The sequence below is a fragment of the Pseudomonas tumuqii genome (assembly GCF_013184545.1).
GTDB lineage: Bacteria > Pseudomonadota > Gammaproteobacteria > Pseudomonadales > Pseudomonadaceae > Aquipseudomonas > Aquipseudomonas tumuqii.
In genome coordinates this window covers 313,061-338,396 of sequence record NZ_JAAOJA010000003.1, presented here as the reverse complement: position 1 = coordinate 338,396, position 25,336 = coordinate 313,061, and the positions used below count along the sequence as shown (strand labels likewise).

The window sequence follows — 25,336 nt, the reverse complement described above, 5'->3', positions numbered from 1 at the left end:
CCACACGACTAATAAATCAAAAAAGATGGATTGTGCCGTGACTAGGGGGCGGCCCAAGGATGAATAGAAGCCAGAAATTGTTCGGCGTCAGCGTGTTGGCGCTGGCTATCAGTGGTTGCGCCGTAACCAGCCAGCCTATCGAGCGCAGCGTTAGTGAGCAGCGGGCGCAGAGCGACCTGCAAAACATGTTCAAGGATCAGGAGCCCCTTAGCGGCGCCCTGACGCTTCACCAGGCGATGGCGCGTGCGGTGAAGTACAACCTCGAGGCGCGCCTGAAAGTAATGGAAGAAGCCTTGGCCAAGCGTCAAGTCGACCTGGCCAGTTTCGACATGCTGCCGCGCATGGCGGCTTCGGCCGGTTATGCCGGGCGCAGTAACGTCAGCGCCTCCAGCAGCCAGAGTGTCGAAACCGGCACCCAGTCGCTGGAACCCTCGACCTCCCAGGACCGCGACCGCGAGGTGGCAGATCTGACCATGGTCTGGAACGTGCTGGACTTTGGCGTCAGCTACGTCAGCGCCAAGCAGCAGGCCGACCAGCGCCTGATCGTGCAGGAACGACGCCGCAAGGTTATCCATACCATCACCCAGGACGTGCGCTCCGCTTACTGGCGCGCGGTGGCGGCAGATCGCCTGCTGGGCAAGATCGACAGCTTGATGGCACGGGTCGGCGAGGCGCGCAGCAATAGCCGCAACATGAGCGAACAGCGTATCGGCGACCCGATCCAGGCACTCAGCTACCAGCGCGCCCTGATCGAAGCGACCCGCCAGTTGGAGCAGCAGCGCCGCGCGCTCTCGCTGGCCAAGACCGAGCTGGCTACCCTGATCAACCTGCCGCCTGGCACGCCGCTCTCACTGGCGGCTTCCGATGGCTATGAGATACCGCAACTCAAGGTGGAACTCGCCACGCTGGAACAGCAAGCACTGGCCAATCGTCCGGAACTGCGTGAGCAGGACTACCAGGCCCGGATCAGCGCCGCAGAGACACGCAAGGCGATGTTGCGCCTGCTGCCGGGCCTGGAATTCTCGGCCGGCGGCCATTACGACAGTAACTCTTTTCTGGTCAACCAGAGCTGGGCCGATTATGGCGTGAAGGTCACCTGGAATCTGTTCAGCGTCATTTCCGCCCCGGCGGCTATCGAGGTGGCCAAGGCTGGCGAGGATGTGACGGTAGCACGGCGTCAGGCGATGTCCATGGCGGTCCTGGCGCAACTGTACGTGGCCAATGCCAATTTCAACGAAGCCCAGCGCCAGTTCCAGACCGGCCAGGAGCTCGCGGAGCTGGATACGCAGATCGTCGAGCAATTGCGTAACCGCCATCAGGCCCAGGGCATCGGCGAACTGGAGCTGATCCAGGGCGAGTTGAACGCCCTGCAAGCCGACCTGCGGCGCGATCTGGCTTACGCGGAAATGCGCAATGCCTACGGCCAGCTGTTTTCCAGCGTCGGCATGGACCCACTGCCCAGCCAACTACCGTCTGGCGAGTTGAGCGTGATTGCCCAGGCGCTGGCCGACAGCGAAACACGCTGGCAGCAGGGCAATCTTGCGCCAAGCGAATAGCCCGATGGGCATGCCTGTTCGATAGGAGTTGCAGCCGCTGCGACGAGGCGCTTGCCGCGTCCAGGCGTTCGCCGCAAGCGTCGCGAGATGGTCAGCCGTCCCGGCGATGCCGGGGTATTTCGAGTACGGCGCAACCCATCATTGCGCGACGCCCGGCGGGATAACACGGCGCCTGGAGGCGGTCGCAGCAGGCGGTTTGTTCACCGCCCTCAATGCTGCAAATGCCCATACAACTTGGCGTACAACCCGCCATCGGCGATCAGCTGCTGGTGATCGCCATCCTCGGCGACGCTGCCGCCATCGAACACCAGCACCCGATCCGCCTGTTTCACCGCCGACAGGCGGTGGGCGATGATCAGGGTGGTGCGGCCGTTGAGGAACTGGCCCAGGGCCTGATGCAAGGCGTACTCGGTGGCGGCATCGAGGGCCGAGGTGGCCTCGTCGAGAATCACCACTTTCGGCTCGGCCAACACCATGCGGGCGATGGCCAGGCGCTGGCGCTGGCCGCCGGACAGGCGCACCCCGGAGCGCCCGACGATGCTGTCCAGGCCGTTGGCCAGTGCGCTGATGGTGCCCGCCAACTGGGCGATTTCCAGGGCGCGCCAGCAGGCTTCGTCGCTGCGCTCGCGGCCCATGCACAGGTTGGCGCGCACCGTGTCGTTGAACAGTGCCGGATGCTGCAACACCACCGCGACCTGCTCGCGCACGGTTTCCAGGCCGATCTCCTGCTGGCTGCAACCACCGAAGCGAATAGTCCCCGCCTGCGGCGTATAGAGGCCGAGCAGCAACTGCACCAGGGTGCTCTTGCCGCCACCACTGGCGCCAACGATGGCCACCTTTTCGCCCGGCGCGATGCTCAGGTCGAGGTTTTCCAGCACCGGTTCATCGTTGTAGGAGAAGGTCAGGCCACGCACCTCGATACCGACGGTATCGCGCCCCTTGAACGGATCGACACCGCCCGGGTACTGCGGCTCGTCGCGACGCGCGAGCAACTCGTTGATCCGCGCCAGCGCGCCACCGGCGGCGTAGAACGCGTATTGCAGGTTGAGCAACTGCTCGACCGGCCCGATCATGAACCACAGGTAGCTGAACACCGCGAGCATCTGGCCGATCGACAGATCGGAGAACAGCACGGTGAGCATGGCGGCGGCGCGAAACACGTCGATGCCGAACTGGAACAGCAGGCCGCTGGCGCGGTTCGAGGCATCGGTCTTCCACTGCGAGGCCACCGCATAGTCGCGCACCTCGCGGGCCCGCCCACCGAGACGACCGAGGAAATAACCCTGGCGATTGCCGGCACGGATTTCCTGGATGGCTTCGAGGGTTTCGGTGAGCGCCTGGGTAAAGCGTGAAGTGCTGTCGTTTTCCAGTCGTTTCAGGTGTTTGACCTGCTTGCCCAGCAGCACCGTGGCGTAGATCACCAGCGGGTTGAACAACAGGATCAACAGCGCCAGCTGCCAGTGCATCCACAGCAAAATCGCCGAGGTCCCCGCCAGGGTCAGCACCGCCACCAGAAAACGACTGAGGGTTTCGCCGACGAATTTGTCCAGGGTCTCCAGGTCGGTGACCAGGTGGGTGGTCACGGTACCGCCGCCGAGGCTTTCGTATTCACCGAGGGAAATACGCTTGAGTCGCTCGATCAGGCGGATGCGGATGCGGTAGACGATGTCTTTCGACAGGCGGGCAAACAGGCGCGCCTGCAACACGTTGAAGATCAATGCCGAACCGCGCAGCAGCAAGGTCAGCACCAGCATCAGACCGATATAGCCGGCCGCGGTTTCCCAGTCGGTCGGGAGGAAGCGATCCATCACCTTGAGCGCGGCATCGCCATCGTGCAGCAGTACTTCGTCGACCAGCAGCGGCAGCAGCAGCGGGATCGGCACGCTGCACAGGGTGGCGAACACCGCCACCAGATTGGCCAGGATCAGGGCTTTCTTGTGATGCAGGGCCAGGCGGCGGATTTCCGCCCAACTCAACCGATCAGGCATAAGCCGCGCGCTCCAGCCAGCGACCGAGCAAGGGCGCCAGAACCTCGAGCGGCTGATAACCATTGGTCAGCAGGGCCAATTGGCCGTTGCGTTCGGCCAGCAGGGTGGGAAAGCCGGAGATGCCCAGATCCTGCACCCAGCTGAAATCGGTCAGGGTGGCTTCGCGCTGCTCGGCGCTGTCGAACGCGGCGGCGAACTCGATCCGCGGAATTCCCGCACGCTCGGCCAGCCCGACCAACACGCTGGCCCGGGTAACGTCCACACCGCTGGTGTAGAACGCCCGCTGGATCAACTGGGTCAGCGGCCAGACACTGTTCACGTCCAGGCTGCGCGCGGTAACCAGCGCCCGGCAGGCCGGCTCCGTGTCGTAGACCAGGCCCTCGGGCAAGCCGTCGACGAAATTGAATAACTGGCCGGTACTGGCATTCACCGCCTGCCAGTAGCCCAGGTAACGCACCCGCGCCGCCGCGTCGATGGCCACACCATCACGGCGCAGGCCGCCGAGCACCAGTTGCAGGGGCACGCCGGCCGCAGCCGCCTGCTCGGCGAGGGACTCGAGCACCGGGGCAAACCCCCAGCACCAGGAACACATCGGGTCCATCACGTAGAGCAGGCGTGCGTGCATGGTCTAGCCCTCGTTGGCGTGGCGTGGGTTGTAACCCAAGGGATGCGGCTGGTTGCGGGCCTTGGCCAGTTCGATCTGCTTTTGCCGTTCGCGGGCGCCGGCGCGGGTTTTCTCGGGCAGCGAATCCCAGCAATGCGGACAGCTTACGCCGGGGGTGTAGTACTCGGACTGACGATCTGCCACCGAAATCGGCGTGCGGCAGGCATGACACTGGTCATAATCGCCCGCGCTCAGGTCATGCCGCACGGTGACCCGATTGTCGAAGACGAAGCAGTCACCGCGCCACCTGGTCTGTTCCTGGGGCACTTGCTCCAGATACTTGAGGATCCCGCCCTTGAGATGGAACACCTGTTCGAAGCCGGCACCGAGCATATAACTGGAGGCCTTCTCGCAGCGAATGCCGCCGGTGCAGAACATCGCCACCTTCTTGTGCCTGGTCGGGTCGAAGTGCGCCTTGATGTACTCGGGAAACTCGCGAAACGATTTGGTCTTGGGGTCGACCGCCCCCTCGAAAGTGCCGATCGCCACTTCATAGTCGTTGCGCGTGTCGATCAGCAGCACCTCGGGATCGCTGATCAGCGCATTCCAGTCGTGGGCCTCGACATAGGTGCCGACCTGCTGGTTGGGGTCGACGCCCGGCACGCCCAGGGTGACGATCTCCTTCTTCAGCTTGACCTTGGTGCGGTAGAACGGCTGTTCGTCGCAGTACGACTCTTTATGGTCGACATCCGCCAGGCGCGGATCCAGGGCAAACCAGGCGAGCAAGCCGTCGATGCCGGCGCGCGAAGCGGAAACGGTGCCATTGATGCCTTCCTCGGCGAGCAGCAAGGTGCCCTTGATCCCGTTGGCCAGCATGCTTTGCAGCAGGGGCTCACGCAATGCCTGGTAATCCGGCAGGGAGACGAACTTGTACAGCGCGGCCACGACTATCTTGTCACTCATCAAGCGTTTTCCTTCAGTAGTCGCCCACGTAAAGGGCGGACTGGGTCTGCAAACGAACGCGCCGGCGTTAGCCGGCGCGTTGCCTAGTTTACTTTTCCTGGGGCTTGCCGTGTAGGGGCGGATTGACTCAGCGCTGAGAGCTTGTGAAAAACTCTCGCCTACTGCGCCCGCCTCCAAACGCCCGCTGCTGGCGTTGCGCTACGTGAAAAGCAGGGTCATTTAGCTCACTAAACTCCCCTGCTTTTCACGCAGCGCGCCTTGCCGCGAACGCCTGGAGACGGTCTCGCTACGGCGCTCGATATTTTCACAACCTCTGAGCCCCCGAACAGGTTGCTGTTCGCAGGAGCGGCCAGGCGGCGTTCCTACGCGCTCTGCGCTCGAGCGGTGGAGGATGTCGCCGAGCGGCCGGACGGCTTCAATGCCCGCCCTTGCAGGTCGGTGAAGCCGGCGCGGTGCCTTGCTGCGCCCACTCCTCGGGGGTGTAGGTATGCAACGCCAAGGCATGCACTTCGCTCATCAGCTCGCCCAGGCTGGCGTAAACCTTCTGGTGCCGCTTCACTGCATTCAAGCCCGCAAATTCAGGGCTGACGATCACTGCCTTGTAATGGGTTTCCAGCCCCCTGCTGTGCATGTGACTTTCGTCCAGCACCTCGAGGTGCAGGGGGTCAAGTGCAGCCAAGGCAGTCTGCAGTTGAGCTAACTTCGACATTTTCAAACTCCATTCACGGTTTTTTCGGCCCCAGCTCGGCGGTCATGTCCGCCAGCAGTTTATTCACTTTCGGTACCGCTGTTTCCAGCTTGCCCTGGGTCATTTGCGCCGATTTCTCGGTCAACATCGGCATCTTTTGCAAGACCTTCTGGCCCAACGGCGATTGGTAGAAGCTAACCAATTCCTGCATTTCCTGCTCGTTGAAATTGCTGGTGTAGAGCTTGATCATATCCGGCTCGAGCTTGTCCCAGGCGACGGCCCGATCCAGCTCGGTATTGGCCTTGGCCTGGTAGGTTTCCAGCAGAGCCTGTTTGCCCTTGCCCTTGCCGCTCTCGGCGAAACGCTGGGCGAACATCTGCTGCACCTGGGCATAGACCGGCACCACCAGTTTGTCAGCCTGGGCCAACTGCAGAAAACGCTCCGCATCGGCAGCATGACTGCTGGCATCGGCAAACGCCTGAGCGCTGCCGCAGGTCAATATGGCGACGGCACAGAGGGTAGATAAACGTGACATTGGATGCTCCGGATTTAATGGGACGAGTATGTATGACCCATGGTCGGCCATTTTGTGCCCAAGCCCGTCCGCCACTCAAGTAAACGCCGCCCTGTCAGCCGTCCATTCAGCGGCGGAGCAGAATGCCAGCACTTGCCCAAGCCTGAAGGTGCGGGCAAGCTCGACTTATCTCAGTAAACTTCTACGCTCTTCGATGACGGCGAATTCACTGCGCCGCCTGCAGCAAAACACATGGACGTGACCGATGAACAGCTTCACCCGCCCACACGCCTCTTGCGCCATAGCGCTGTGCGATGCCCGAGGCCAACTCAATCCGCAGGCCATTGGCTGGTCGCCCCGCCCCCGGATCGATTGCGCCCTACCCGGCCACGTCGGTCGACGCAAGCGCTGGAACCGCTGGTGCATCACCACCCCGCACTGGATGCTCGTGCTGACCCAGGCCGATTTCGACTATGTCGGCTATGGCGCCGCCTATTTTCTCGACCTGAGCAGCGGCCAGGCATACGCCTACAGCCAGTTGCGCCTGCTGGCGCGCGGCTGCCGACTGCCCGATCAACCCGAGCAAAGCCACGAATTCTGTCACCCGCGCCTGCAGCTGCGGATCATCGAACAGCCTGGCCGCCTGCGCCTGACAGTCGCCACCCCCGACATCGGCGGGCAACCGCTGCAGGTTGACCTGGATATCCAGCGCCCCGCCCACCTCGACTCGGTCAATCTGGTCGCCCCGCTCGGCCCACGGCACTTTCATGCCACCTGCCGGCAAATGGGCCTGCCTGCCAGCGGCAGTGTGCAGCTCGGTAGCCGCCATTACGGCTGCGTAGCCGGCCACAGCTTTGCCTCCATGGATTTTGGCCGCGGCGTCTGGCCATTGCACAGTCATTGGACACGCGCCGCCTTTGCCGCTCCGGGCGGCATTGCCGGCAATTTCGGCGCGGGCTGGACCGATCACAGCGGACTCTCGGAAAACGCCTTGTGGTTTGGCGGCGAACTGCTGCACCTGGACACTCCGGTGCTGATCCAGCAGAACCCTCATAGCCCCTTGGCCCCATGGCGCCTGCACAGCCTCGACGAGCGGGTCGACCTGACCTTCACCCCGCAGCAGTTGCAGCAAGCCTGCCCACGCCTGGGCCCCTTCTATGCCGATACCCGACAGTGGTTTGGCCATTTTGACGGCATCCTGCGTGGCCCCAATGGCGCATGCGTGCCGGTGGACCACGCGCGGGGCTGGCTGGGTGCGACCCACGCGCGCTGGTAAATCTGCCGTACCCGCGGCCACCAGCCGCGCATCCGCAAGCCCGGCTGGCGGTTAGGGAACCCGCAGGCGGTTGCAACAGCCTAAACTTGCTGAATCGCCTTCCGGAGAGTTCCATGAGCCGCACCGAAACCGACAGCCTCGGTCCCATCGAAGTGCCTGAAACGGCCTATTGGGGCGCGCAAACCCAGCGTTCGCTGATCAATTTCGCCATCGGCGAAGAGCGCATGCCCGTGGCCGTGCTGCATGCCCTGGCCTTGATCAAGAAAGCCGCCGCGCGGGTCAATGACCGCATCGGCGACCTGCCGCCGGACATCGCCCGGCTGATCGAGCAAGCCGCCGACGAAGTGCTGGCTGGCCAGCACGACGAGCAATTCCCGCTGGTGGTCTGGCAAACCGGCAGCGGCACCCAGAGCAATATGAACGTCAACGAGGTGATCGCCGGCCGCGCCAACGAACTGGCCGGCGGCGCACGCGGCGGCAAGAGTCCGGTGCACCCCAACGATCATGTCAACCGCGCGCAAAGTTCCAACGACAGCTTCCCCACGGCCATGCACATCGCCGCGGCCAGCGCCGTGCTGCGTGACTTGCTGCCGGCCCTGGCCGAACTGTCCGGCGGGCTGGCCGAGCAATCCGCCCGCCACAGCCAACTGGTGAAGACCGGACGCACCCACATGATGGACGCCACGCCGATCACCTTCGGCCAGGAGCTGTCCGCCTTCGTCGCCCAGCTCGACTACGCCGAGCGGGCGATCCGCGCCACCCTGCCGGCGGTTTGCGAACTGGCTCAAGGCGGTACCGCCGTCGGCACCGGGCTCAACTCGCCCCAGGGCTTTGCCGAAGCCATCGCCGCCGAACTGGCGGCCTTGAGCGGCCTGCCACTGGTCAGCGCGCCCAACAAGTTCGCCGCCCTGGCCGGCCACGAAGCCCTCACCAGCCTCTCCGGCGCGCTGAAAACCCTCGCCGTGGCCCTGATGAAAATCGCCAATGATTTGCGCCTGCTCGGCTCTGGGCCGCGCGCAGGGTTTGCCGAGGTCAAGCTGCCGGCCAACGAACCTGGCAGCTCGATCATGCCGGGCAAGGTCAACCCGACCCAATGCGAAGCGCTGTCGATGCTGGCGTGCCAGGTCCTGGGCAACGATGTCACCATCGGTTTTGCCGCGAGCCAAGGGCATCTGCAGTTGAACGTGTTCAAACCGGTGATCATCCACAACCTGCTGCAATCGATTCGCTTGCTCGCCGATGGCTGTCGCAACTTCCAGCAGCACTGCATCGCCGGCCTGCAACCGGATGCGGCGCAGATGGCGGCGCACCTGGAGCGCGGCCTGATGCTGGTGACTGCCCTGAACCCGCATATTGGCTATGACAAGGCGGCTGAAATCGCCAAGAAAGCCTATCAGGACGGCAGCACCCTGCGTGCAGCCGCGCTGCAACTGGGTTATCTGACAGAAGAACAATTCGACGCCTGGGTCCGCCCGGAAACCATGCTGGAGGCCGGCAACCATGACTGAAGCAGGCAAAAGCGGCGCCACCCCGATCGAAGGCGACGGCAAACGCATCCTGATGATCCTCGGCACGCCGAAAACCAGCAGCCTCTGCCACGCCCTCGGCGAAGCCTATGCCCAGGGTGCGCGCAACGAAGGGCATGTGGTGCGGCAGTTGAAACTCGGCGAACTGAGCTTCGACCCGGTGCTGCGCGACGGTTATGACCAGAGCCAGACCCTGGAGCCGGATCTGCTCGAAGCCCAGCGGCAGATCCACTGGGCCGAGCACCTGGTGTTCGTCTACCCGGTCTGGTGGGGCGGCTTGCCGGCACTGCTCAAGGGCTTCTTCGACCGGGTATTCCTGCCCGGCTTCGCCTTCAAGTACCGCGGTCGCTCGCAGCTGTGGGACAAACTGCTGAGTGGCCGTACCGCCGATTTGCTGGTGACCCTGGACACCCCGCCCTGGTACTTCCGCTGGATCTATGGCGCGCCGGCGCATCGGCAGATGACCCGCACCATCCTCGGCTTCAGCGGCATCAAAACCCGGCGCCTGAGCGAATTCGCCCCGGTGCGCCCCTCCACCGAGGAACAACGGCAGAGCTGGCTACGCCGCGCCGAAACCCTCGGCAGCCGCGCCTGAGGTGGCAGTCAGGCAAATCGTCGGGCGGGTTAGGTGCATGCGGCAATCTACCCCCTGACGCAAGCCCCGGCGCGCCGTAACCCAGCGTGGCGGCAGGCTGCCTACGCCGCCACGCGCACCCGACGGGCCCGCAAGCTGGCCATCAGCGATGGGCCGAGCGCCGTCAGTGCCGACCCCAGCACCACCAAGGCCGCGCCGCCGTAGGCAAGCCAATTGATCTGTTCGGGTCGCACATGATCCGGCCACCAGATCGCCGCCAGCGCTACCGAGCCGAACGTCACCAGCGGCGTGATCGCCAGCGTCGCACTGACCCGCGAGGCCTCCCAGTGCGCCAACGCCTCGGCGAACGCGCCATAGGCCACCAGGGTGTTCAGGCAGCAGGCGAACAGCAGCCAGCCCTGCAATGCACTCAACTCGAAGATCTGCTGCGGCTGCGCCCAGGGCGTCAGCAGCAGCGCGCAGGCCAGGTAGATCACCATCATCACCTGCAACGAGTTCCACACCGTCAGCAACTGCTTTTGCGCCAGGCCATAAAACGCCCAGACAAACGCCGCCAGCAGCACGATCAGAACCCCGGCGGTGTAATCGCTCAACGACGTCAGCAACTCGCCCAGGCGCTGATTGAAAAACAGCGCAAAACCGAACAGCAGCACGGCCAGGCCAATGCCCTGGGCGAAACTGAAACGCTCACGGAAGACGAACAGGCTGCTGATCAGCAGCAAGATCGGCGCGACCTGGATCACCAACTGCGTGGTGCCGGGGCTGAGCAGGTTCAGGCCCATCAGATAGAGCACATAGTTGGCACTTAACCCGGCAATTGCCAGGGCGAGAAGCCAGCCTCCCTTGCGCCCCAGAGGACGGAAACGTGGCAAGCCTCGAGACGCGGCCAGATAGGCCAGCAGAATCGAACCGGACACCAGCAGTCGATACCAGGTGACCGTGACCGGGTCCATCACCTGCAGCACTTCTTTGAGCTTGATCGGCAACACGCCCCAGAGCAGAGCGGTGAGCAGCGCCAGGAACAGGCCGTAGAGCCAACGGCCGGAAGAGATATGCATGACTGCCTCGAGCGCAAGCTAAGGGCGCAAAGCGCTAGTTTATGCCGCCCTGGCCAACCGCCACAGTCACAGTTAAGAGGGCTTGCATGCGGGAACTGTACCGCTTACAAACAGCACTTAGTCATACGTTTGACGTCAAATCGGCATGAATCAGCGCAACCCAGGCAATGAAAGTCAAAAAACCAACCATTGGTCGTCAACTCGAACGAGTCCATCGGCGCGGCTTAGACTAAAACTATTCGGCTCATTGCATGAGGTTCCCGCCATGTTCGGTCAACGCACCATCGACCCCAGCCCCGGCACGCACTATCGCAGTGAGCGGGTCAGCGCAGTCAACGGCCAGTATTTCTTCGCGACGCGCGAAGGCACCCTCGAAGGCCCCTACGTCACACGCATCGACGCAGAGCGGGAGATCGGCTCCTATATTCGCCGCGTGATGCAGGCCAGCGGCGGCACCGAGAATCGAGCATTCTGAGCCGGATAGAAAAGCGCCCCATAACAAATAAAAAACCCCCAGGTATCGCTACCTGAGGGCTTCGTATATGGCGCAGCGGACGGGACTCGAACCCGCGACCCCCGGCGTGACAGGCCGGTATTCTAACCGACTGAACTACCGCTGCGTGTCGGATGGGCTTGCGCCCAAAGAACTCTTGCTTCATCTGGAAGAGCGGCTGTACTAGCCGTTCTGCCTCATGTTAGGCGAACCCAACATGGAAAATATGGCGCAGCGGACGGGACTCGAACCCGCGACCCCCGGCGTGACAGGCCGGTATTCTAACCGACTGAACTACCGCTGCGCGTCGGTCGGACTTGCGTCCGAATTCACAAAGAGTGGTGGGTGATGACGGGATCGAACCGCCGACCCGCTGCTTGTAAGGCAGCTGCTCTCCCAGCTGAGCTAATCACCCATCGCTTTGTGAGGCGCGCAATTTACGGGTGGGACGGAGCTAAGTCAATACCCCGCTTAAAGTTTTTCTGAAAGTGCAGAAACTATCGCAACCCCGCCCAAGGGCATCGGCCATGCGCCAGACCCTGGCGCGGGATAGAACCGCCGCCTTATTGCACCACGTTCAGGGTCAACCTGGCCGCCACCCGATTGTCCTCGGTACGGTCCAGGCCCGCCTCGGCAATCCGCACGCCCTGTTGTTCCAGCCGACTGAACCAACGCAGTAACAGGTCGAATGGCGCCGGCTGCAAACTGACCTGCAGCGAACCATCACTGTCGCTGTCCACTCGCACGATGGCCAAACCCTGCTCGGCGGCGCTGGCGGTAACCAGCCCCTGCAGGCGCGCCGGCTCGATACTGGCCTGCGGCTTGCTCGCCAGGCTGCGTGCCAATGGCGCCTGTGCCTGCAGGTAAGCATGCAGGGCGCGCTCCTGCTCGTAGGCACTGCGAGCCGCAGTCACGCCCTGCCGCGCCGGCTGCCAGAGCAACAGGTACAACAGCGCCAGCAGCACAAACAGCGCCAGCAGCCCCAGCGCCAGACGCTCGCGCGATTGCAGGGCACGCCAGCGCTGCACCAGCAGCGAGCCTTGCAGCTGCGCCGCAGAGGGTTTCATCAACTCGCCCAAACGACTCATGCTCATCCTCCGATCACCACACGGGCGCTGACCCCAGCCCCTTCGCGACTGGCCGAACCCAGCTGTACCGCCAAGCCGGCCTCCTGCAGCCGCTCGCGCAGCCGCTCCAGCTCGGCAAACCCGGGCGCCTCGATCTGCATGGCCAGATCACCCCGCACCTCGCTGAAATCCACCTGCTGAACCAGAATCTGCGTGCCCTCCGCACTCAGCGCCTGATTCACCTGGGTGAGCAGGCCGAGCAAACGCCCCTGACCGCTGGCGCCGCCCCCGGCCAGGTGCTGATCCAGCTGGGCGCGCAGGTTGACCAGCTTGTGGTCTTCGGGGAACAGCTCCCGATAGAGCGCTGCGCTGGCCTCGGCATAGGCCTCGGCCTGATGCTGCAAATGCCAGCCCTGGGCCAGATTGAAGCCCCACTGCAACACCAGCCACAGGCCGACCAGCCCCAGCAGCGGACGCCAGCGCTGCCACTGGCCGCTGCTTTGCTGCGCGGCGAACTCACCCTGCGCCAGATTGTTGCCGAGCGCCTGACGGGCCAGCCAGACATGCCCATCGACCACATCGACAAGCTCATCCAGCGGTTCCAGCCCGGCCTGCTGAGCTGCTCGATAGACGCTATGCGGATGCGCGCAGCCGGCGGCCAGCGCCGGCCAATCCTCGCCAGCCAGCGCCAGGCGGGCCACCCCTTCCCCGCCGAGCAACCAGCGCGAATCCAGATACAGCAGCTGGGTGCCCTGATGTGGCAGCAGATCGGCATCCACGGCAATCGTGCGGGGCGGCGTCGTGCACAGCGCCAGCCAGCTCGCCAACCAACGGCGGCGTACGGCGAACACCCGATGACGGCCGTCTTCGAGCCGCTCGCCCAAGGCCAGGTGCAACTGCTCGATGTCCTCGGCGAGCAACTCTTCCACCGCGAACGGCAGGGCCTGGCGCAACCAGCGGGCCTTCTGCGTCGGCAGACGCACGGCGCAGGCCGTCACCGCCTCGACCGGCAGGACCAGGGTCCAGGCAGCGCCCGCCCCGGCCACCGCCTCGGCGAACGGCAGACACTGACTGTCACCCTCGCGCACCCGCTGCACCGGCAACTCCGCCCGGGCGCCGGCACAGGCCCCAGGCGGCAGAAATACATACAACTGATTCATTGCTCGACTTCCTCGACGGGTGCAGGCGGAACACCGCTCTGCCCCAGATCACGGGCCAGCACATACAACCGGCCATCGCTGGCACGCTGCAGGGTGCTGCGTAAAACCTGACGGCGATCACCGACGCTGACCTCGCTGATCACCTGAAAATACTGGCTGCCCACCGCCAGCCCCTCGCTCGGCACCGGCATCCCGGGCAATTGCGCGAGAAAACTCGGCAGATCGGCATAGCCCTGGCTCGCACGCGCGTCCACCAGCCCCTCGGCCGTGCTCAGCGGCAAGCCCTCGACCAGGCTCGCCAGCACCCGGGCGCTGGCGGTATTGACGTTGAGGCTCGCATCCGCCGGCAAGGCGCTGACCCAGGGCAACAGGCGTCGGTAATCGACTTCACTCATCTCCAGCAGCAGGCGCAACTCGGACACATCGACCAGCGTACGGTTGGCCGCGCGGTAGGCCGGCGCTGCCAGCAGGTACTGATTATCCTCGGCGCCATAGCCACCGCTCGGTTCCTGATCGGCGTCCAGCCAGTCGAGCAGACGCTCGGCATAGGGCGCTTCGATCTGCAGACCGGCGAGCAGGCGGCGAAACTGCGCCACTGCCGCGTCGTTGGGTGCACCCTGGCGCACCAGGCTATTGAGGTTGAAACGCCCCGTCGGGTCGATGATATGCACCCGCAACTCACCGCCCTCGTCCAGGGCGAACGGCGTCAACGGCTGCGCCCAGGGTTCGCCCAGGTGATCCACAGGCGCACGCGGGTCGCCTTGCTGCAGATCACGCCGCAACAGCGCCTTGGCCAGGGTTTCGCCACCCAGCGCGTAATGCCAGGCCTGGCGCACATGCAACTGGTTGGCGCTGCTGCGAATCGACAGCTGCTGGCGGGCGATTATCCCGGCGCAGACCACCGTCACCACGGCCACCACCAGCAACACGGTGATCAGCGCCACACCGCGCTGTGCCTTCATGGTTCGAGTACCTCGCCCTGCTCTTGCGACTCTTGCGGCTCGCCCGGCTGATCTGCCTGCGGTGCCTGCGCCGCGCCCTTGGGCAGCACATCGGACACGCGCAGCAGACGCCGCAACTCGCCATAACGCCGGTGTTCGAGCAGCAGTTCGAGCGCCCGGGGCAACTGGCTCAAGCGCTCTTCACCGCCGGCCGACGGCGGCGGCCAGCTGCTTTGCCAGTTGCCGTCGTCATCCAGGTAGCGCAGGCGGATGCCGATCACCCCATCCAGCGCCTGCTGCACCTGGGGCTGGCTGTCCTGGGCCTGGTCGAGCACATTCCAGTAGCGCCGCTGCCACTGCTCGCCGCTCAGCTGCCAGCGCACCCGCTGCACCTCGGCGCGCGCCAGGCCGAGCGGATTGCGCCAGCCGGCGCGGCTCAGCTCCACGCCGGCGTCATCGCCCTCCTCACCGAGCAGGGCCGGGCGCGGCTCGCCGAAGGGATCGCGCACCGGGCGTGCGCTGACCTGTAGCAGGTCGCGCTCGAAGGCGGCGATGGCACGCACCAGTTCGCGCAACTGTTGTTCGTGAGCGCGCGTGCTGTTGTCGGTCTGCAGCACACTATCGAGCATGCGATAGGTGGCCAAGCCGAGCAGGGCGAACAGGGCGATGGCGATCAGCAACTCGAGCAGGGTGAAACCGCGTGCGCGCCTCATCGCCCATCCTCGAGAAAGCCGCTGAGACTGACCACCGCGCGCTCGCGCAGGTCGCCAGCGCGATTGCCGCTGAGCGGGCGCAGCGCCACCCACAGGGTGACCCGGCGCATGCTCGGCTCGCTGCTCGCCTGGATCTCGCTCTGCCATTGCCAGCGCCGCCCGGCGAACGCCAGCTCGCCCTGGTCGCGACCATCGCCGGGCGGCGTTTCGGCCAGTTGCAGTTCGCTCAAGCGATTATCGGCGATCCACATCGCCAGGGTCTTGTCCTCCAGCCGGGAGGCGGTCTGCAAGCTGCGCGCGCTGGCCGTCAGCACGCTGGCGGCGACCACGGCGAAGATTGCCAGCGCCACCAGCACTTCGAGCAGGGTGAAGCCACGGCAGCGCCTCATCCTGGCCGCCTCGACTGGCCGTCGAGTTCGACCTCGACCTTGGGCAAGCGGAAGCCATCGCTGGACAACAGCAGACGCAAACCGTCCTTGCGCCGCTCGCTCAGGCGCACACGAAAGGGGCTGAGCTCGCCGCTGGAGAGCAGCAGCAGTTGCGGTACGGGATTGGCCGCACTGCGCGACTCGGCCGTCGGCTGCGGCAAGTGCAGCGCCTCGCCCTCCAGCTCGACGCTCAACTCGGCCCAGGCCGGCAAACGATGCGATTTATCGTCCAGAGCCTGCCAGCGCGCGGCCAGCGGATCGTAACGCAGCACCCGATAGCCCTCGGCCTGCAACAGCAAGCCGTATTCGCGGTTGTCCAGCACCGCTTCCTCGGCCAGCACAGCGATCAACCCGGCCAAGCGCTCGGCCTCGTTACGCAACTCGCGGGCCGGGCCGGCGATGCCGGTACTGAGCACGGCCAGGCCGATCAGGCTGCCGAGAATCACGATCACCACCAGCAACTCGACCAGGGTAAAGCCCTGGCCCGGGCTGGACGCGCCACTGCGCCGGACACGCATGCTTCAGTCAAGCCTCATCAGAGGTCCCAGTTACCGATATCGGCATCCAGCTCGCTACCGCCCTGCTTGCCATCGGCGCCCAGCGAATAGAGGTCGAAGGCACCCTTGGTACCGGGCGCCAGGTATTGATAGACATTGCCCCACGGATCGACGGGCAGGCGCTTGAGGTAGCCGTCGCGGTTCCAGTTCTTCGCCGGCGGGTTGCCGGAGGGCTTCTCCACCAAGGCCTCCAGCCCCTGCTGGGTGCTCGGGTAGGCGTGATTGTCCAGCTTGTACATGTCCAGCGCGGCGGCCACCGCCTTGATGTCGCCCCTGGCCACCGTGACCTTGGCCTGATCCGGCCGGCTCATGATCTGCGGCACCACCAGGGCGGCGAGAATGCCGAGGATCACCACCACCACCATGATTTCGATCAGGGTGAAACCCTGCTGTCCGTGCGCCCTTGTGATTTTCACCTGCTTACCCCACCAACTGATTGAGAGACAGAATCGGCAGCAGGATGGCCAGCACTATGACCAGCACCACTGCACCCATAAACACCAACATGAAAGGTTCGAACAACCCGACCAGCAGCGCCACCTGGGCGCCCAGGTCGTTTTCCTGATTGCGCGCCGTACGCGCGAGCATCTGGTCCAGCTCACCGGAGCGCTCGCCGCTGGCGATCATGTGCAGCATCATCGGCGGAAATTGCCCGCTGGCCTCCAGCGCGCGGGTCAGGCTACCGCCTTCGCGGACCTTCTGCGCAGCCACCACCACCTGCGCGCGGATCACCCGGTTGACGATCACCTCGGCGCCGATGCCCAGCGCCTCCACCAAGGGCACGCCACTGCGGGTGAGAATGGCCAGGGTCGAGGCGAAACGGGCACAGTCGGTGGCGCGAATCAGGCCGCCGAACAGCGGCACGCGCAGTAGCACGCCGTGCCAGCGCCGCTGCAGCGCCTCATCGCGCAGCGCCCAGCGCAAGGCGAAGAACCCCAGCAGCACGAGGATCAGCGCCAGCCAGCCCCAGCCCTTGACCCACTCGCTGGCGACGATCAGCCCGCGCGTCAGCGCCGGCAGGGTCTGCCCGGAGTCGACGAACACCCGCACGATATCCGGTACCACGTAACCGAGCAAAAAGCCGACGATCAGCAGCGAGGCGCACATCAGGATCAGCGGATAGAGCAGCGCCAGCTGGATCTTCTGCCGCGACTGCTGGCGCTGCTCGGTGTAATCGGCCAGTTGCTCCAGCACCGGGCCGAGGTGGCCGGCATGCTCGCCGGCCGCCACGGTAGCCCGATACAGCTCGGGAAAGGCCGCGGGAAATTCCTTCAGGCTGCTGGCCAGACCATGACCCTCCAGCACCCGTGCGCGCACCGCCAGCAGCATGCCCTGGATCCGCGGAGCGCGGGCCTGGGCCGCCGCCGCGCGTAGCGCCTCCTCGATCGGCAGCGCGGCCTGGATCAGGGTCGCCAGCTGGCGGGTGAGCAAGGCCAGGTCGCGCGCCGACAGCCCGCGCGCCAGACTGAAATGCCCGCCACCACGGGCTTGCTCGCGGGTCCGCGTGGCCTGCACATCCAGCGGCGACAGCTGCCGATCACGGAGAATTTGCCGCACCTGGCGGGCACTGTCGGCCTCCAGCACACCCTTGTGCTGGCGACCATTGCCATCGAGGGCGAGGTATTCGAATGCGGCCATTAGCGTTCCTCGCTCACTCTTCCTGGGTCACGCGCAGCACTTCTTCCAGGCTGGTCAGCCCTTCCAGCACCTTGCGCCGACCATCCTCGCGGATGCTCGGGCCGAGGCTGCGCGCGTGGCGGAGCATGTCCTGCTCGGCGGCGGCGTTATGGATCAGGGTGCGCAGCTGATCGTCGAACATCACCAGCTCGTAAATCCCGGTACGGCCACGGTAGCCCTGCTCATGGCACTCGCTGCAGCCGCGCGGGTGATACAGGGTCGGCGGCGCTGCGGGCGCGACGCCAAGCAGTGCGCACTCGGCGGCATCGGCCTGGTAGGCCGCCTTGCAGTGCGGGCAGAGTACCCGCACCAGGCGCTGGGCCAGCACGCCGAGCAGGGAGGAAGACAGCAGGAAGGGTTCGACGCCCATGTCCACCAGACGGGTGATGGCACCGATCGCGCTGTTGGTGTGCAGGGTGGAGAGCACCAGGTGACCGGTCAGCGAGGCCTGCACCGCGATCTCGGCGGTGTCCTTGTCGCGGATCTCGCCGACCATCACCACATCCGGATCCTGGCGCAGAATGGCGCGCAGGCCGCGGGCGAAGGTCATGTCGACCTTGGGGTTGACCTGGGTCTGGCCGATGCCTTCGAGGTGGTATTCGATCGGGTCCTCCACCGTGAGGATATTGCGCGTGCGGTCATTCAGGCTGACCAGGCTGGCGTACAGGGTGGTGGTCTTGCCGGAACCGGTGGGGCCGGTGACCAGCAGGATGCCGTGGGGCTTGCGCACCGCCGCCTCCATCAACTGGCGATCGCGCGCGCTCATGCCCAGGTGCTGCAGATTGAGGCGCCCGGCCTGCTTGTCGAGCAAGCGCAGCACCACCCGCTCGCCATTGGCCGAGGGCAGCGTGGACACGCGGATGTCCACCTCGCGGCCACCGACCTTGAGGGAGATGCGCCCGTCCTGGGGCACACGCTTCTCGGCGATATCCAGGCGCGCCATGACCTTGATCCGCGACACCAGCAGCGCCGCCAGCTCGCGCTTGGGCTCGAGCACCTCGCGGAGGATGCCATCCACGCGAAAACGCACCACCAGGCGTTTCTCGAAGGTTTCCAGGTGGATATCCGAGGCGTCTTCCTTGATCGCTTCGCCGAGGATGGCGTTGATCAGGCGAATGATCGGGGCGTCGTCTTCCTGCTCCAGCAGGTCTTCGATTTGCGGCACCTGCTCGGCCAGGGCCGCCAGATCCAGGCTGCCGCCCAGCCCCTCGGCCAGCTGCATGGCCCCGGCTTCGTGCTGGTAGGCCTTGGCCAGGGCCTGCTCGAACGCCGGCGCGGAGATGGCCCGCAGCGGCAGGCGCTGGCCAAGGAAACGCTGCGCCTCGGCCAGCGCCACCAACTCGACCGCCGGCCGGTAAGCCAGGCAGGGCGTTGGCTCTGCGGCCAGCAGCACCACCCCGTGACGCTTGGCGAAACCGAAGGGTAAACGGCGCAACGGTTCTTCAATGAGTAGAGCGTTCATCCTGAAAATGCCTTGAATCTGTGACGTGAGGTAAATATCAAGGCCTAATACTGGCCCACGCTCATATGGGTTAATGATTATGATTGTGCGCCGCCGGACTGAAGCACGGGGCCATCTTTAGCACATCATGCGTGACGACACACCACCCTGACGGGGGACTGGAAAATCCTCGTCGACTGACTATGATCGGCGCGCGACCCATGCCGCCCAACCCTGGATCCCTGGAGTGACGCCCTTGCCTTTTTCGGCAACCCGACGCTGGCTACAGCAGCACGCCACCGCCCTGAGCGCTGCCGTGCTGGTCCTGGTCATCAGCATCAGCCTGGCCTGGCAAACGACCGATTGGCTGCGTCTGCTGCGCACGCCTGCATTGCCCCCATCGGTGCAGAGCGCACAACAGCCGGTCAAGCCGCCCAGCCATACCCTCGCCCACCTGTTCGGTACCAACATGAGCGCCAGCGCTACGGCGGCACGGCCCACCAACCTGCGCCTGACCCTTTTGGGCAGTTTCGTGCATGCCGACCCTGCGCGTTCGAGCGCGATCATTCGCAACGAAGGCAACCAGCCTCAGCGCTACTCGATCGACAGCGAAATCAGCCGCGGGGTTCGCCTCAATGCCGTGCATGCAGACCACATCGAGTTGCTGCGCAATGGCCAACGGGAAATTCTGGCCTTCCCTCGCAGCCGATCCGAACAGTTGGCCGAGACGCCAGCGCAACCGGCAACGGATACCCCGAGTCAACTCGACGAACTGCAAAACGATAACCTCACGCTACTGCGCGAACGCATGGACGCCCTGCACCAACAGATGGAGACATCCGGCGCCGAACCGAGCGATGCCGAACCCAGCGATCAGACCACGGAAAGCAACTGAACCGATGACCCCGATTTTCTCGCGCCTCACCTTCGCCCTGCTTGCCGCCGGCATGACCCTCGGCCCCCTCCCGCTGCAGGCCGCCATCGAGCCGGTCGCCCCCAGCGCCAGCCAGCAGGAAGAAAGCTGGACCATCAACCTGAAAGGCGCCGACATTCGCGAATTCATCGACCAGATCGCGCAGATCACCGGTGAAACCTTCGTCGTCGACCCGCGGGTCAAGGGCCAGGTCAGCGTGGTGTCGAGCACGCCACTGACCCTGAGCGAGGTCTATCAGCTGTTTCTCTCGGTGATGACCACCCATGGCTTCAGCGTCATCACCCAGGGCGAGCAGGCGCGTATCGTGCCCAACGCCGAGGCCAAGGCCGATGCGGGACAAGGCCCGGCAGCGCCGGATCGCCTGGAAACCCGCGTGATCCAGGTGCAGCACAGCTCGGCAACCGAACTCATCCCCTTGATTCGCCCGCTGGTGCCGCAATATGGCCACCTGGCCGCCGTCACCTCGGCCAACGCCATCATCATCAGCGACCGCAGCGCCAATATCGCCCGCATCGAGGATCTGCTGCGGCAACTCGACCAGACAGGCGATCGCGATTACAGCGTGCTCGACCTGCAGCATGCCTGGGTCATGGATGCCGCCGAACTGCTCAATAACACCCTGGAGCGTGGCCAGGCCAAAGGCTCGGCCGGCGTCCGGGTGATCGCCGACTCGCGCACCAACCGCCTGATCATCCTCGGCCCGCCGGCCGCGCGCGCCAAACTGGTAACCCTGGCGCAATCGCTGGACAGCCCGACCAGCCGCTCGGCCAATACCCGGGTGATTCGCCTGCGCCATAACGACGCCAAGACCCTGGCAGAAACCCTCGGCGAGATCTCCGAAGGCCTGAAAACCCAGGGCGAGGGAGAAGCCGCCGGCAAACCGCAGAACATCCTGATTCGTGCCGACGAAAGCCTCAATGCCCTGGTGCTGCTGGCCGATCCGGATATGGTGGCGACCCTCGAAGACATCGTCCGCCAGCTCGATGTGCCACGCGCCCAGGTGATGGTGGAAGCGGCCATCGTCGAAGTATCCGGTGACATCAGCGATGCCCTCGGCGTGCAGTGGGCGGTGGATGCTCGCGGCAGCACCGGCGGCCTGGGCGGGGTGAATTTCGGCAACACCGGGCTGTCGGTCGGCACTGTCCTGCAAGCCGCCCAGGATCAACGCAATGATGTCGACAACCCGATCTTCGACAACCTCCCGGACGGCGCCATTATCGGCCTCGGCACCGACAGCTTTGGCGTACTGATCACCGCATTGTCGGCCAATACCAAGAGCAACCTGTTGTCGACGCCCAGCCTGCTGACCCTGGATCATCAGAAAGCGGAGATCCTGGTCGGGCAGAACGTGCCGTTCCAGAGTGGCTCCTTCACCACCAGCGCCTCGGGGGCGGACAACCCCTTCACCACCATCGAGCGCCAGGACATCGGCGTGACCCTGAAAGTCACCCCGCACATCAACGAAGGCGCCAGCCTGCGCCTGGAAGTCGAACAGGAAATCTCCTCCATCGCCCCCACCACCCAGGGGATCAACGCAGTGGATCTGATCACCAACAAGCGCTCGATCAAGAGCACCATCCTCGCCGAAGACGGCCAGGTCATAGTGCTGGGCGGGTTGATTCAGGACGACGTGACCCAGACCGACTCGAAAGTGCCGCTGCTCGGCGATATCCCCCTGCTTGGCCGCTTGTTCCGCTCGACCAAGGACACCCGCATCAAACGCAACCTGATGGTGTTCCTGCGCCCGACCGTAATCCGCGATGCCGCTGGCCTGGCCGCGCTCTCGGGGAAGAAGTACAGCGACATCCGCGTGCTCGGCGACGTGCGCAGCGACTACCGCCCCGGCATCCTGCCGAAAGACCCCAGCAAACTGTTCGACCGCGACAGCACGCCGGACATCGACGTGCGCAAGTAAGGTCTCGGGGACTCCGACAGTTGCTTGCTGAAAATCGAAGTCGCCTTGCGCGCCGAACAAAAAAAACCGCGTCGAACGACGCGGTTTTTTTTGTGGCTAGCCCCTGCTTATATGGCTGCGTCTCAGCGATAGGCCTCGAACAGGCCGGTCGCGCCCATGCCGCCACCCACACACATGGTGACGATGCCGTAACGCAGGTTGCGCCGCTGCAGCTCGCGCACCAGATGGCCGACCTGACGCGAGCCGGTCATGCCGAACGGGTGGCCGATGGAAATCGCGCCACCGTTGACGTTGTACTTGTCGTTGTCGATCTGCAGACGATCGCGGGCATACAGACACTGCGAGGCGAAGGCTTCGTTGAGCTCCCACAGGTCGATGTCGGCAACCTTCAAGCCCTTGGCCTTGAGCAGTTTCGGCACCGAGAATACCGGGCCGATGCCCATCTCGTCGGGCTCGCAGCCGGCGGCGACGAAGCCGCGGAAATAGGCCTTGGGTTTGAGGCCCAATTCCAGGGCTTTGTCCAGGCTCATCACCAGGGTCATGGAGGCGCCATCGGACAACTGCGAGGCGTTGCCGGCGGTCACCGAGCCGTCCTCGGCAAATACCGGCTTGAGCGCGGTCAGGCTTTCCAGGGTGGTGTCGGCACGGTTGCAGTCGTCGCGATCGACCACCCCCTCGACGATCTTCTTCTCGCCAGTGGCCTTGTCCTCGACCAGGTACTTGACGCTCATCGGCACGATTTCGTCGTCGAACAGGCCTTCGGCCTGGGCCCGCGCGGTGCGCTGCTGGCTCTGCAGGGCATAGGCGTCCTGGGCTTCGCGGCTGACGTTGTAGCGCCGTGCGACGATCTCGGCAGTCTGCCCCATGGGGTAATAGATCCCCGGCACATCCTTCTGCAGGATGGGGTTGAACAGATTGTCGGTGTTCATGCTCTTCAGGGTCATGGTGATCGACTCGACGCCGCCGGCGACGATGATCTCGCTGCAACCCGAGGCGATCTGGTTGGCGGCGATGGCGATGGCCTGCAGACCCGAAGAACAGAAGCGGTTGAGGGTCATGCCGGCGACCTGGGTGCCCAGGCCGGAGAGTACCGCCACATTGCGGCCGATGTTCATGCCCTGGGCGCCCTCGTTGGAGCCGGCACCGACGATGCAATCCTCGACCAGCGCCGGATCCAGGCCGCTGCGCGCCAGCAGCGCATTCACGCAATGAGCCGCCATATCGTCCGGACGGGTCTGGTTGAACTTGCCACGGAAGGATTTGGCCAGGCCAGTCCGCACGCTATCGACAATCACCACTTCACGCATGACGCACCTCAATTGTTGTTGACGTTGGATATGCCATGAGAATAAGGCTGAACAATCTCAGCCCGCGACGATCATTCACCAGCCATATGCGCAACCATCTTCCGCCAGATCCTGGGGTTCGCTGCAAGGCCGGGCTAGAGCACACTTTCAATCCTTGGCGAACGCCGCCTCCAGCGCCTCGTTGATGGTGCGCAGCACCTTGACCCGGGCGAAGCGCTTGTCATTGGCCTCGACCAGGGTCCAGGGCGCGATCTCGGTACTGGTACGGTCGACCATATCGCCCACGGCATCGCGGTACAGCGGCCACTTGTCGCGATTGCGCCAGTCGTCCTCGGTGATCTTGAATCGCTTGAAGGGGGTTTGCTCACGCTCCTTGAAGCGCTGCAACTGGGTTTCCTGGTCGATCGCCAGCCAGAATTTGACCAGCACCACGCCGGCGTCGGTCAGTTGCTCCTCGAAGTCGTTGATCTCGCCATAGGCACGCAGCCAATCGGCGGGCGTGCAATAACCCTCGACCCGCTCCACCAGCACCCGGCCGTACCAGGAACGATCGAACATGGTGAACCGGCCGCGCGCCGGGATATGCCGCCAGAAACGCCACAGGTACGGCTGCGCGCTTTCCTCGTCGGTCGGTGCCGCCACCTGCACGATGCGGTACAGGCGCGGATCGAGCGCCGCCGTCACCCGGCGAATCGCGCCGCCCTTGCCGGCCGCATCGTTACCCTCGAACACCGCCACCAGGGCATGTTTGCGCATGCGCTTGTCGCGCAGCAAACCCGACAGCCGCGCCTGCTCCCCGACCAGTTGCTCGTTGTACTCGGCCTTGTCCAGCGCCTGGCGCATATCCAGGCTATCGAGCAAGCCACGGTCATCCAGGCTGGAGGTCAATGGCGCCGCATGGGGCTGAGGCAGCAGCCGGCTGTTGGCCTTGAGTGCGGCTTGCAAGCCATCGAGGAGAATCCGCCCGACCGTCAGGCTGCGGTAATACTCGTCCACGCCCTCGACCACATACCAGGGCGCATAGTCGCGGCTGGCGCGGCGCAGCACCCGCTCACCGACCCGCACATACTTGTCGTAGGTCTGCGACTGCTGCCAGTCCAGCGGGCTGATACGCCAACTGTGCAAGGGATCGTCCTGCAGCGACTTGAGGCGCGCCTTCATCTGCTTCTTGGACAGGTGAAACCAGAACTTGAAGATCAGCGCGCCCTCGTCACAGAGCATGCGTTCCAGGGCCAGGGCCGCATCGATCGCCTGATCCAGCACGGCATTCTTGAAATTCCCGTGCACCCGCCCCTGCAGCATCTGGCTGTACCAGTTGCCAAAGAAAACCCCCATGCGCCCCTTGGGTGGCAGCTGCCGCCAATAGCGCCAGGCCGGCGGGCGGGCCAGCTCCTCGTCGGTTTGCTGATCGAAGGTGCTGACCTGGATCAGACGCGGATCCATCCACTCGTTGAGCAGCTTGACCGTCTCGCCCTTGCCGGCCCCCTCGATCCCGCAGAGCAGGATGATCACCGGAAAACGCGCCTGCTGCCTCAATTCGTACTGCGCCTCCAGCAATGCCTCGCGCAACGCCGGTACGGCGGCGTCGAACGTGGCTTTGTCGATGGAATGACCAATCTCGGCGGACTCGAACATGACCAGCTCCCTGATGTGATCAGCAGAGCCTAGCGGATCGCGCGAGCGACGGGGTGAGCCATGTGCTGTTGCACGACCGATCGAGCAGTAAAGCAACTCGCAGCGCACCGGGGCCGCCCCGCCGACACAATCAGTCGACACAACCGAAGTTCTCTGCCCTGACCGAGGCAAGCAGCTAGGCGCAAACACCCTACAGTCCCTGTGGGAGGGGCTTTAGCCGCGATAACACCAAGCCGGCACAAACCCTTTCGCGGTTGAAGCCCCTCCCACATAATGCCCGCCTGCTCAATCTGGTGCGCT

24 protein-coding genes and 3 tRNA genes are annotated in these 25,336 nt (G+C 64.6%); 7 read left to right on the top strand and 20 right to left on the bottom strand.

What is annotated here, in order from left to right; all coding sequences use genetic code 11:
- Positions 1 to 59 precede the first annotated feature (59 nt).
- Entirely contained in the window at positions 60 to 1,556 is a 1,497-nt protein-coding gene (locus G9C89_RS08100) for a TolC family protein (RefSeq protein ID WP_172147241.1), read from the top strand.
- Between the two features lie 209 nt (positions 1,557 to 1,765).
- On the opposite strand, the gene G9C89_RS08095 is transcribed toward G9C89_RS08100, so the two are convergent.
- The 5 genes from G9C89_RS08095 to G9C89_RS08075 all read right to left on the bottom strand — a co-directional run bounded on the left by G9C89_RS08095 (position 1,766) and on the right by G9C89_RS08075 (position 6,334).
- Complete coding sequence (locus tag G9C89_RS08095; protein WP_172147238.1) at positions 1,766 to 3,544, bottom strand: ABC transporter ATP-binding protein; 1,779 nt, start codon at positions 3,542 to 3,544, stop codon at positions 1,766 to 1,768.
- Entirely contained in the window at positions 3,537 to 4,169 is a 633-nt protein-coding gene (locus tag G9C89_RS08090; RefSeq protein ID WP_172147236.1) for a DsbA family protein, read from the bottom strand. The genes G9C89_RS08095 and G9C89_RS08090 overlap by 8 nt, the downstream gene beginning before the upstream one ends.
- A gap of 3 nt (positions 4,170 to 4,172) precedes the next feature.
- Positions 4,173 to 5,111, bottom strand: coding sequence for an oxygen-dependent tRNA uridine(34) hydroxylase TrhO (gene trhO / locus G9C89_RS08085; protein WP_172147227.1), 939 nt, complete (start codon positions 5,109 to 5,111; stop codon positions 4,173 to 4,175).
- Positions 5,112 to 5,526: 415 nt separating this feature from the next.
- Complete coding sequence (locus G9C89_RS08080; protein WP_172147225.1) at positions 5,527 to 5,820, bottom strand: BolA family protein; 294 nt, start codon at positions 5,818 to 5,820, stop codon at positions 5,527 to 5,529.
- A 13-nt stretch (positions 5,821 to 5,833) separates the two neighbouring features.
- Entirely contained in the window at positions 5,834 to 6,334 is a 501-nt protein-coding gene (locus G9C89_RS08075) for a DUF2059 domain-containing protein (protein WP_172147223.1), read from the bottom strand.
- A 244-nt stretch (positions 6,335 to 6,578) separates the two neighbouring features.
- Here G9C89_RS08075 and G9C89_RS08070 point away from each other — a divergent pair, with 244 nt between their 5' ends.
- From G9C89_RS08070 to G9C89_RS08060, 3 genes are all read left to right on the top strand, one after another.
- Positions 6,579 to 7,589 (top strand): DUF2804 domain-containing protein, encoded by a 1,011-nt coding sequence (locus tag G9C89_RS08070; protein WP_172147221.1) that lies wholly within the window; start codon positions 6,579 to 6,581, stop codon positions 7,587 to 7,589.
- A gap of 113 nt (positions 7,590 to 7,702) precedes the next feature.
- Positions 7,703 to 9,097: a class II fumarate hydratase gene (locus G9C89_RS08065; RefSeq protein ID WP_172147219.1), complete on the top strand. Its 1,395-nt coding sequence runs from the start codon at positions 7,703 to 7,705 to the stop codon at positions 9,095 to 9,097.
- Positions 9,090 to 9,710 (top strand): NAD(P)H-dependent oxidoreductase, encoded by a 621-nt coding sequence (locus G9C89_RS08060; protein WP_172147217.1) that lies wholly within the window; start codon positions 9,090 to 9,092, stop codon positions 9,708 to 9,710. Before G9C89_RS08065 ends, G9C89_RS08060 begins: the two co-directional genes overlap by 8 nt.
- A 101-nt stretch (positions 9,711 to 9,811) precedes the next feature.
- Here G9C89_RS08060 and G9C89_RS08055 read toward each other — a convergent pair whose 3' ends face one another.
- Positions 9,812 to 10,768 carry a DMT family transporter gene (locus tag G9C89_RS08055; protein ID WP_172147214.1) on the bottom strand — a complete coding sequence of 319 codons (957 nt, stop codon included), beginning with the start codon at positions 10,766 to 10,768 and terminating at the stop codon, positions 9,812 to 9,814.
- 265 nt (positions 10,769 to 11,033) lie between these two features.
- On the opposite strand from G9C89_RS08055, the gene G9C89_RS08050 reads away from it, so the two are divergent.
- Entirely contained in the window at positions 11,034 to 11,243 is a 210-nt protein-coding gene (locus tag G9C89_RS08050) for a DUF6316 family protein (RefSeq protein WP_172147211.1), read from the top strand.
- A 68-nt stretch (positions 11,244 to 11,311) separates the two neighbouring features.
- On the opposite strand, the gene G9C89_RS08045 is transcribed toward G9C89_RS08050, so the two are convergent.
- From G9C89_RS08045 to gspE, 12 genes are all read right to left on the bottom strand, one after another.
- A tRNA-Asp gene (locus G9C89_RS08045) sits at positions 11,312 to 11,388 on the bottom strand.
- Between the two features lie 100 nt (positions 11,389 to 11,488).
- Positions 11,489 to 11,565, bottom strand: a tRNA-Asp gene (locus G9C89_RS08040).
- A 35-nt stretch (positions 11,566 to 11,600) separates the two neighbouring features.
- A tRNA-Val gene (locus G9C89_RS08035) sits at positions 11,601 to 11,676 on the bottom strand.
- Between the two features lie 148 nt (positions 11,677 to 11,824).
- Positions 11,825 to 12,349, bottom strand: coding sequence for a type II secretion system protein M (locus G9C89_RS08030; protein ID WP_172147208.1), 525 nt, complete (start codon positions 12,347 to 12,349; stop codon positions 11,825 to 11,827).
- A 2-nt stretch (positions 12,350 to 12,351) separates the two neighbouring features.
- Positions 12,352 to 13,488 (bottom strand): type II secretion system protein GspL, encoded by a 1,137-nt coding sequence (gspL, locus tag G9C89_RS08025; protein ID WP_172147205.1) that lies wholly within the window; start codon positions 13,486 to 13,488, stop codon positions 12,352 to 12,354.
- Positions 13,485 to 14,450: a type II secretion system minor pseudopilin GspK gene (gene gspK, locus G9C89_RS08020; protein WP_172147202.1), complete on the bottom strand. Its 966-nt coding sequence runs from the start codon at positions 14,448 to 14,450 to the stop codon at positions 13,485 to 13,487. The genes gspL and gspK overlap by 4 nt, the downstream gene beginning before the upstream one ends.
- Complete coding sequence (gspJ, locus tag G9C89_RS08015; protein ID WP_172147199.1) at positions 14,447 to 15,142, bottom strand: type II secretion system minor pseudopilin GspJ; 696 nt, start codon at positions 15,140 to 15,142, stop codon at positions 14,447 to 14,449. The genes gspK and gspJ overlap by 4 nt, the downstream gene beginning before the upstream one ends.
- Positions 15,139 to 15,531, bottom strand: coding sequence for a type II secretion system minor pseudopilin GspI (gene gspI / locus G9C89_RS08010; RefSeq protein ID WP_172147196.1), 393 nt, complete (start codon positions 15,529 to 15,531; stop codon positions 15,139 to 15,141). Before gspI ends, gspJ begins: the two co-directional genes overlap by 4 nt.
- Positions 15,528 to 16,088, bottom strand: a complete 561-nt coding sequence (gene gspH / locus G9C89_RS08005; RefSeq protein ID WP_172147194.1) for a type II secretion system minor pseudopilin GspH — start codon at positions 16,086 to 16,088, stop codon at positions 15,528 to 15,530. Before gspH ends, gspI begins: the two co-directional genes overlap by 4 nt.
- Positions 16,089 to 16,105: 17 nt before the next feature.
- On the bottom strand, positions 16,106 to 16,543 hold the full coding sequence (gene gspG / locus G9C89_RS08000; RefSeq protein WP_172147192.1) for a type II secretion system major pseudopilin GspG: 438 nt from the start codon (positions 16,541 to 16,543) through the stop codon (positions 16,106 to 16,108).
- Positions 16,544 to 16,547: 4 nt separating this feature from the next.
- The gene (gene xcpS, locus G9C89_RS07995; RefSeq protein ID WP_172147189.1) at positions 16,548 to 17,765 is read right to left on the bottom strand and encodes a GspF family T2SS innner membrane protein variant XcpS; all 1,218 of its coding nucleotides are present in this window, start codon (positions 17,763 to 17,765) and stop codon (positions 16,548 to 16,550) included.
- Positions 17,766 to 17,778: 13 nt separating this feature from the next.
- Entirely contained in the window at positions 17,779 to 19,266 is a 1,488-nt protein-coding gene (gene gspE / locus G9C89_RS07990; protein WP_172147187.1) for a type II secretion system ATPase GspE, read from the bottom strand.
- Between the two features lie 235 nt (positions 19,267 to 19,501).
- Here gspE and G9C89_RS07985 point away from each other — a divergent pair, with 235 nt between their 5' ends.
- Both G9C89_RS07985 and gspD read left to right on the top strand, forming a co-directional pair.
- Positions 19,502 to 20,140, top strand: coding sequence for a type II secretion system protein N (locus G9C89_RS07985; RefSeq protein WP_172147185.1), 639 nt, complete (start codon positions 19,502 to 19,504; stop codon positions 20,138 to 20,140).
- 52 nt (positions 20,141 to 20,192) lie between these two features.
- Positions 20,193 to 22,094 carry a type II secretion system secretin GspD gene (gspD, locus tag G9C89_RS07980; protein WP_256674147.1) on the top strand — a complete coding sequence of 634 codons (1,902 nt, stop codon included), beginning with the start codon at positions 20,193 to 20,195 and terminating at the stop codon, positions 22,092 to 22,094.
- Positions 22,095 to 22,216: 122 nt separating this feature from the next.
- On the opposite strand, the gene G9C89_RS07975 is transcribed toward gspD, so the two are convergent.
- The gene (locus G9C89_RS07975; protein ID WP_172147181.1) at positions 22,217 to 23,401 is read right to left on the bottom strand and encodes a thiolase family protein; all 1,185 of its coding nucleotides are present in this window, start codon (positions 23,399 to 23,401) and stop codon (positions 22,217 to 22,219) included.
- Between the two features lie 147 nt (positions 23,402 to 23,548).
- The gene (gene pap / locus G9C89_RS07970) at positions 23,549 to 25,036 is read right to left on the bottom strand and encodes a polyphosphate:AMP phosphotransferase (protein WP_172147179.1); all 1,488 of its coding nucleotides are present in this window, start codon (positions 25,034 to 25,036) and stop codon (positions 23,549 to 23,551) included.
- Between the last annotated feature and the right edge of the window lie 300 nt (positions 25,037 to 25,336).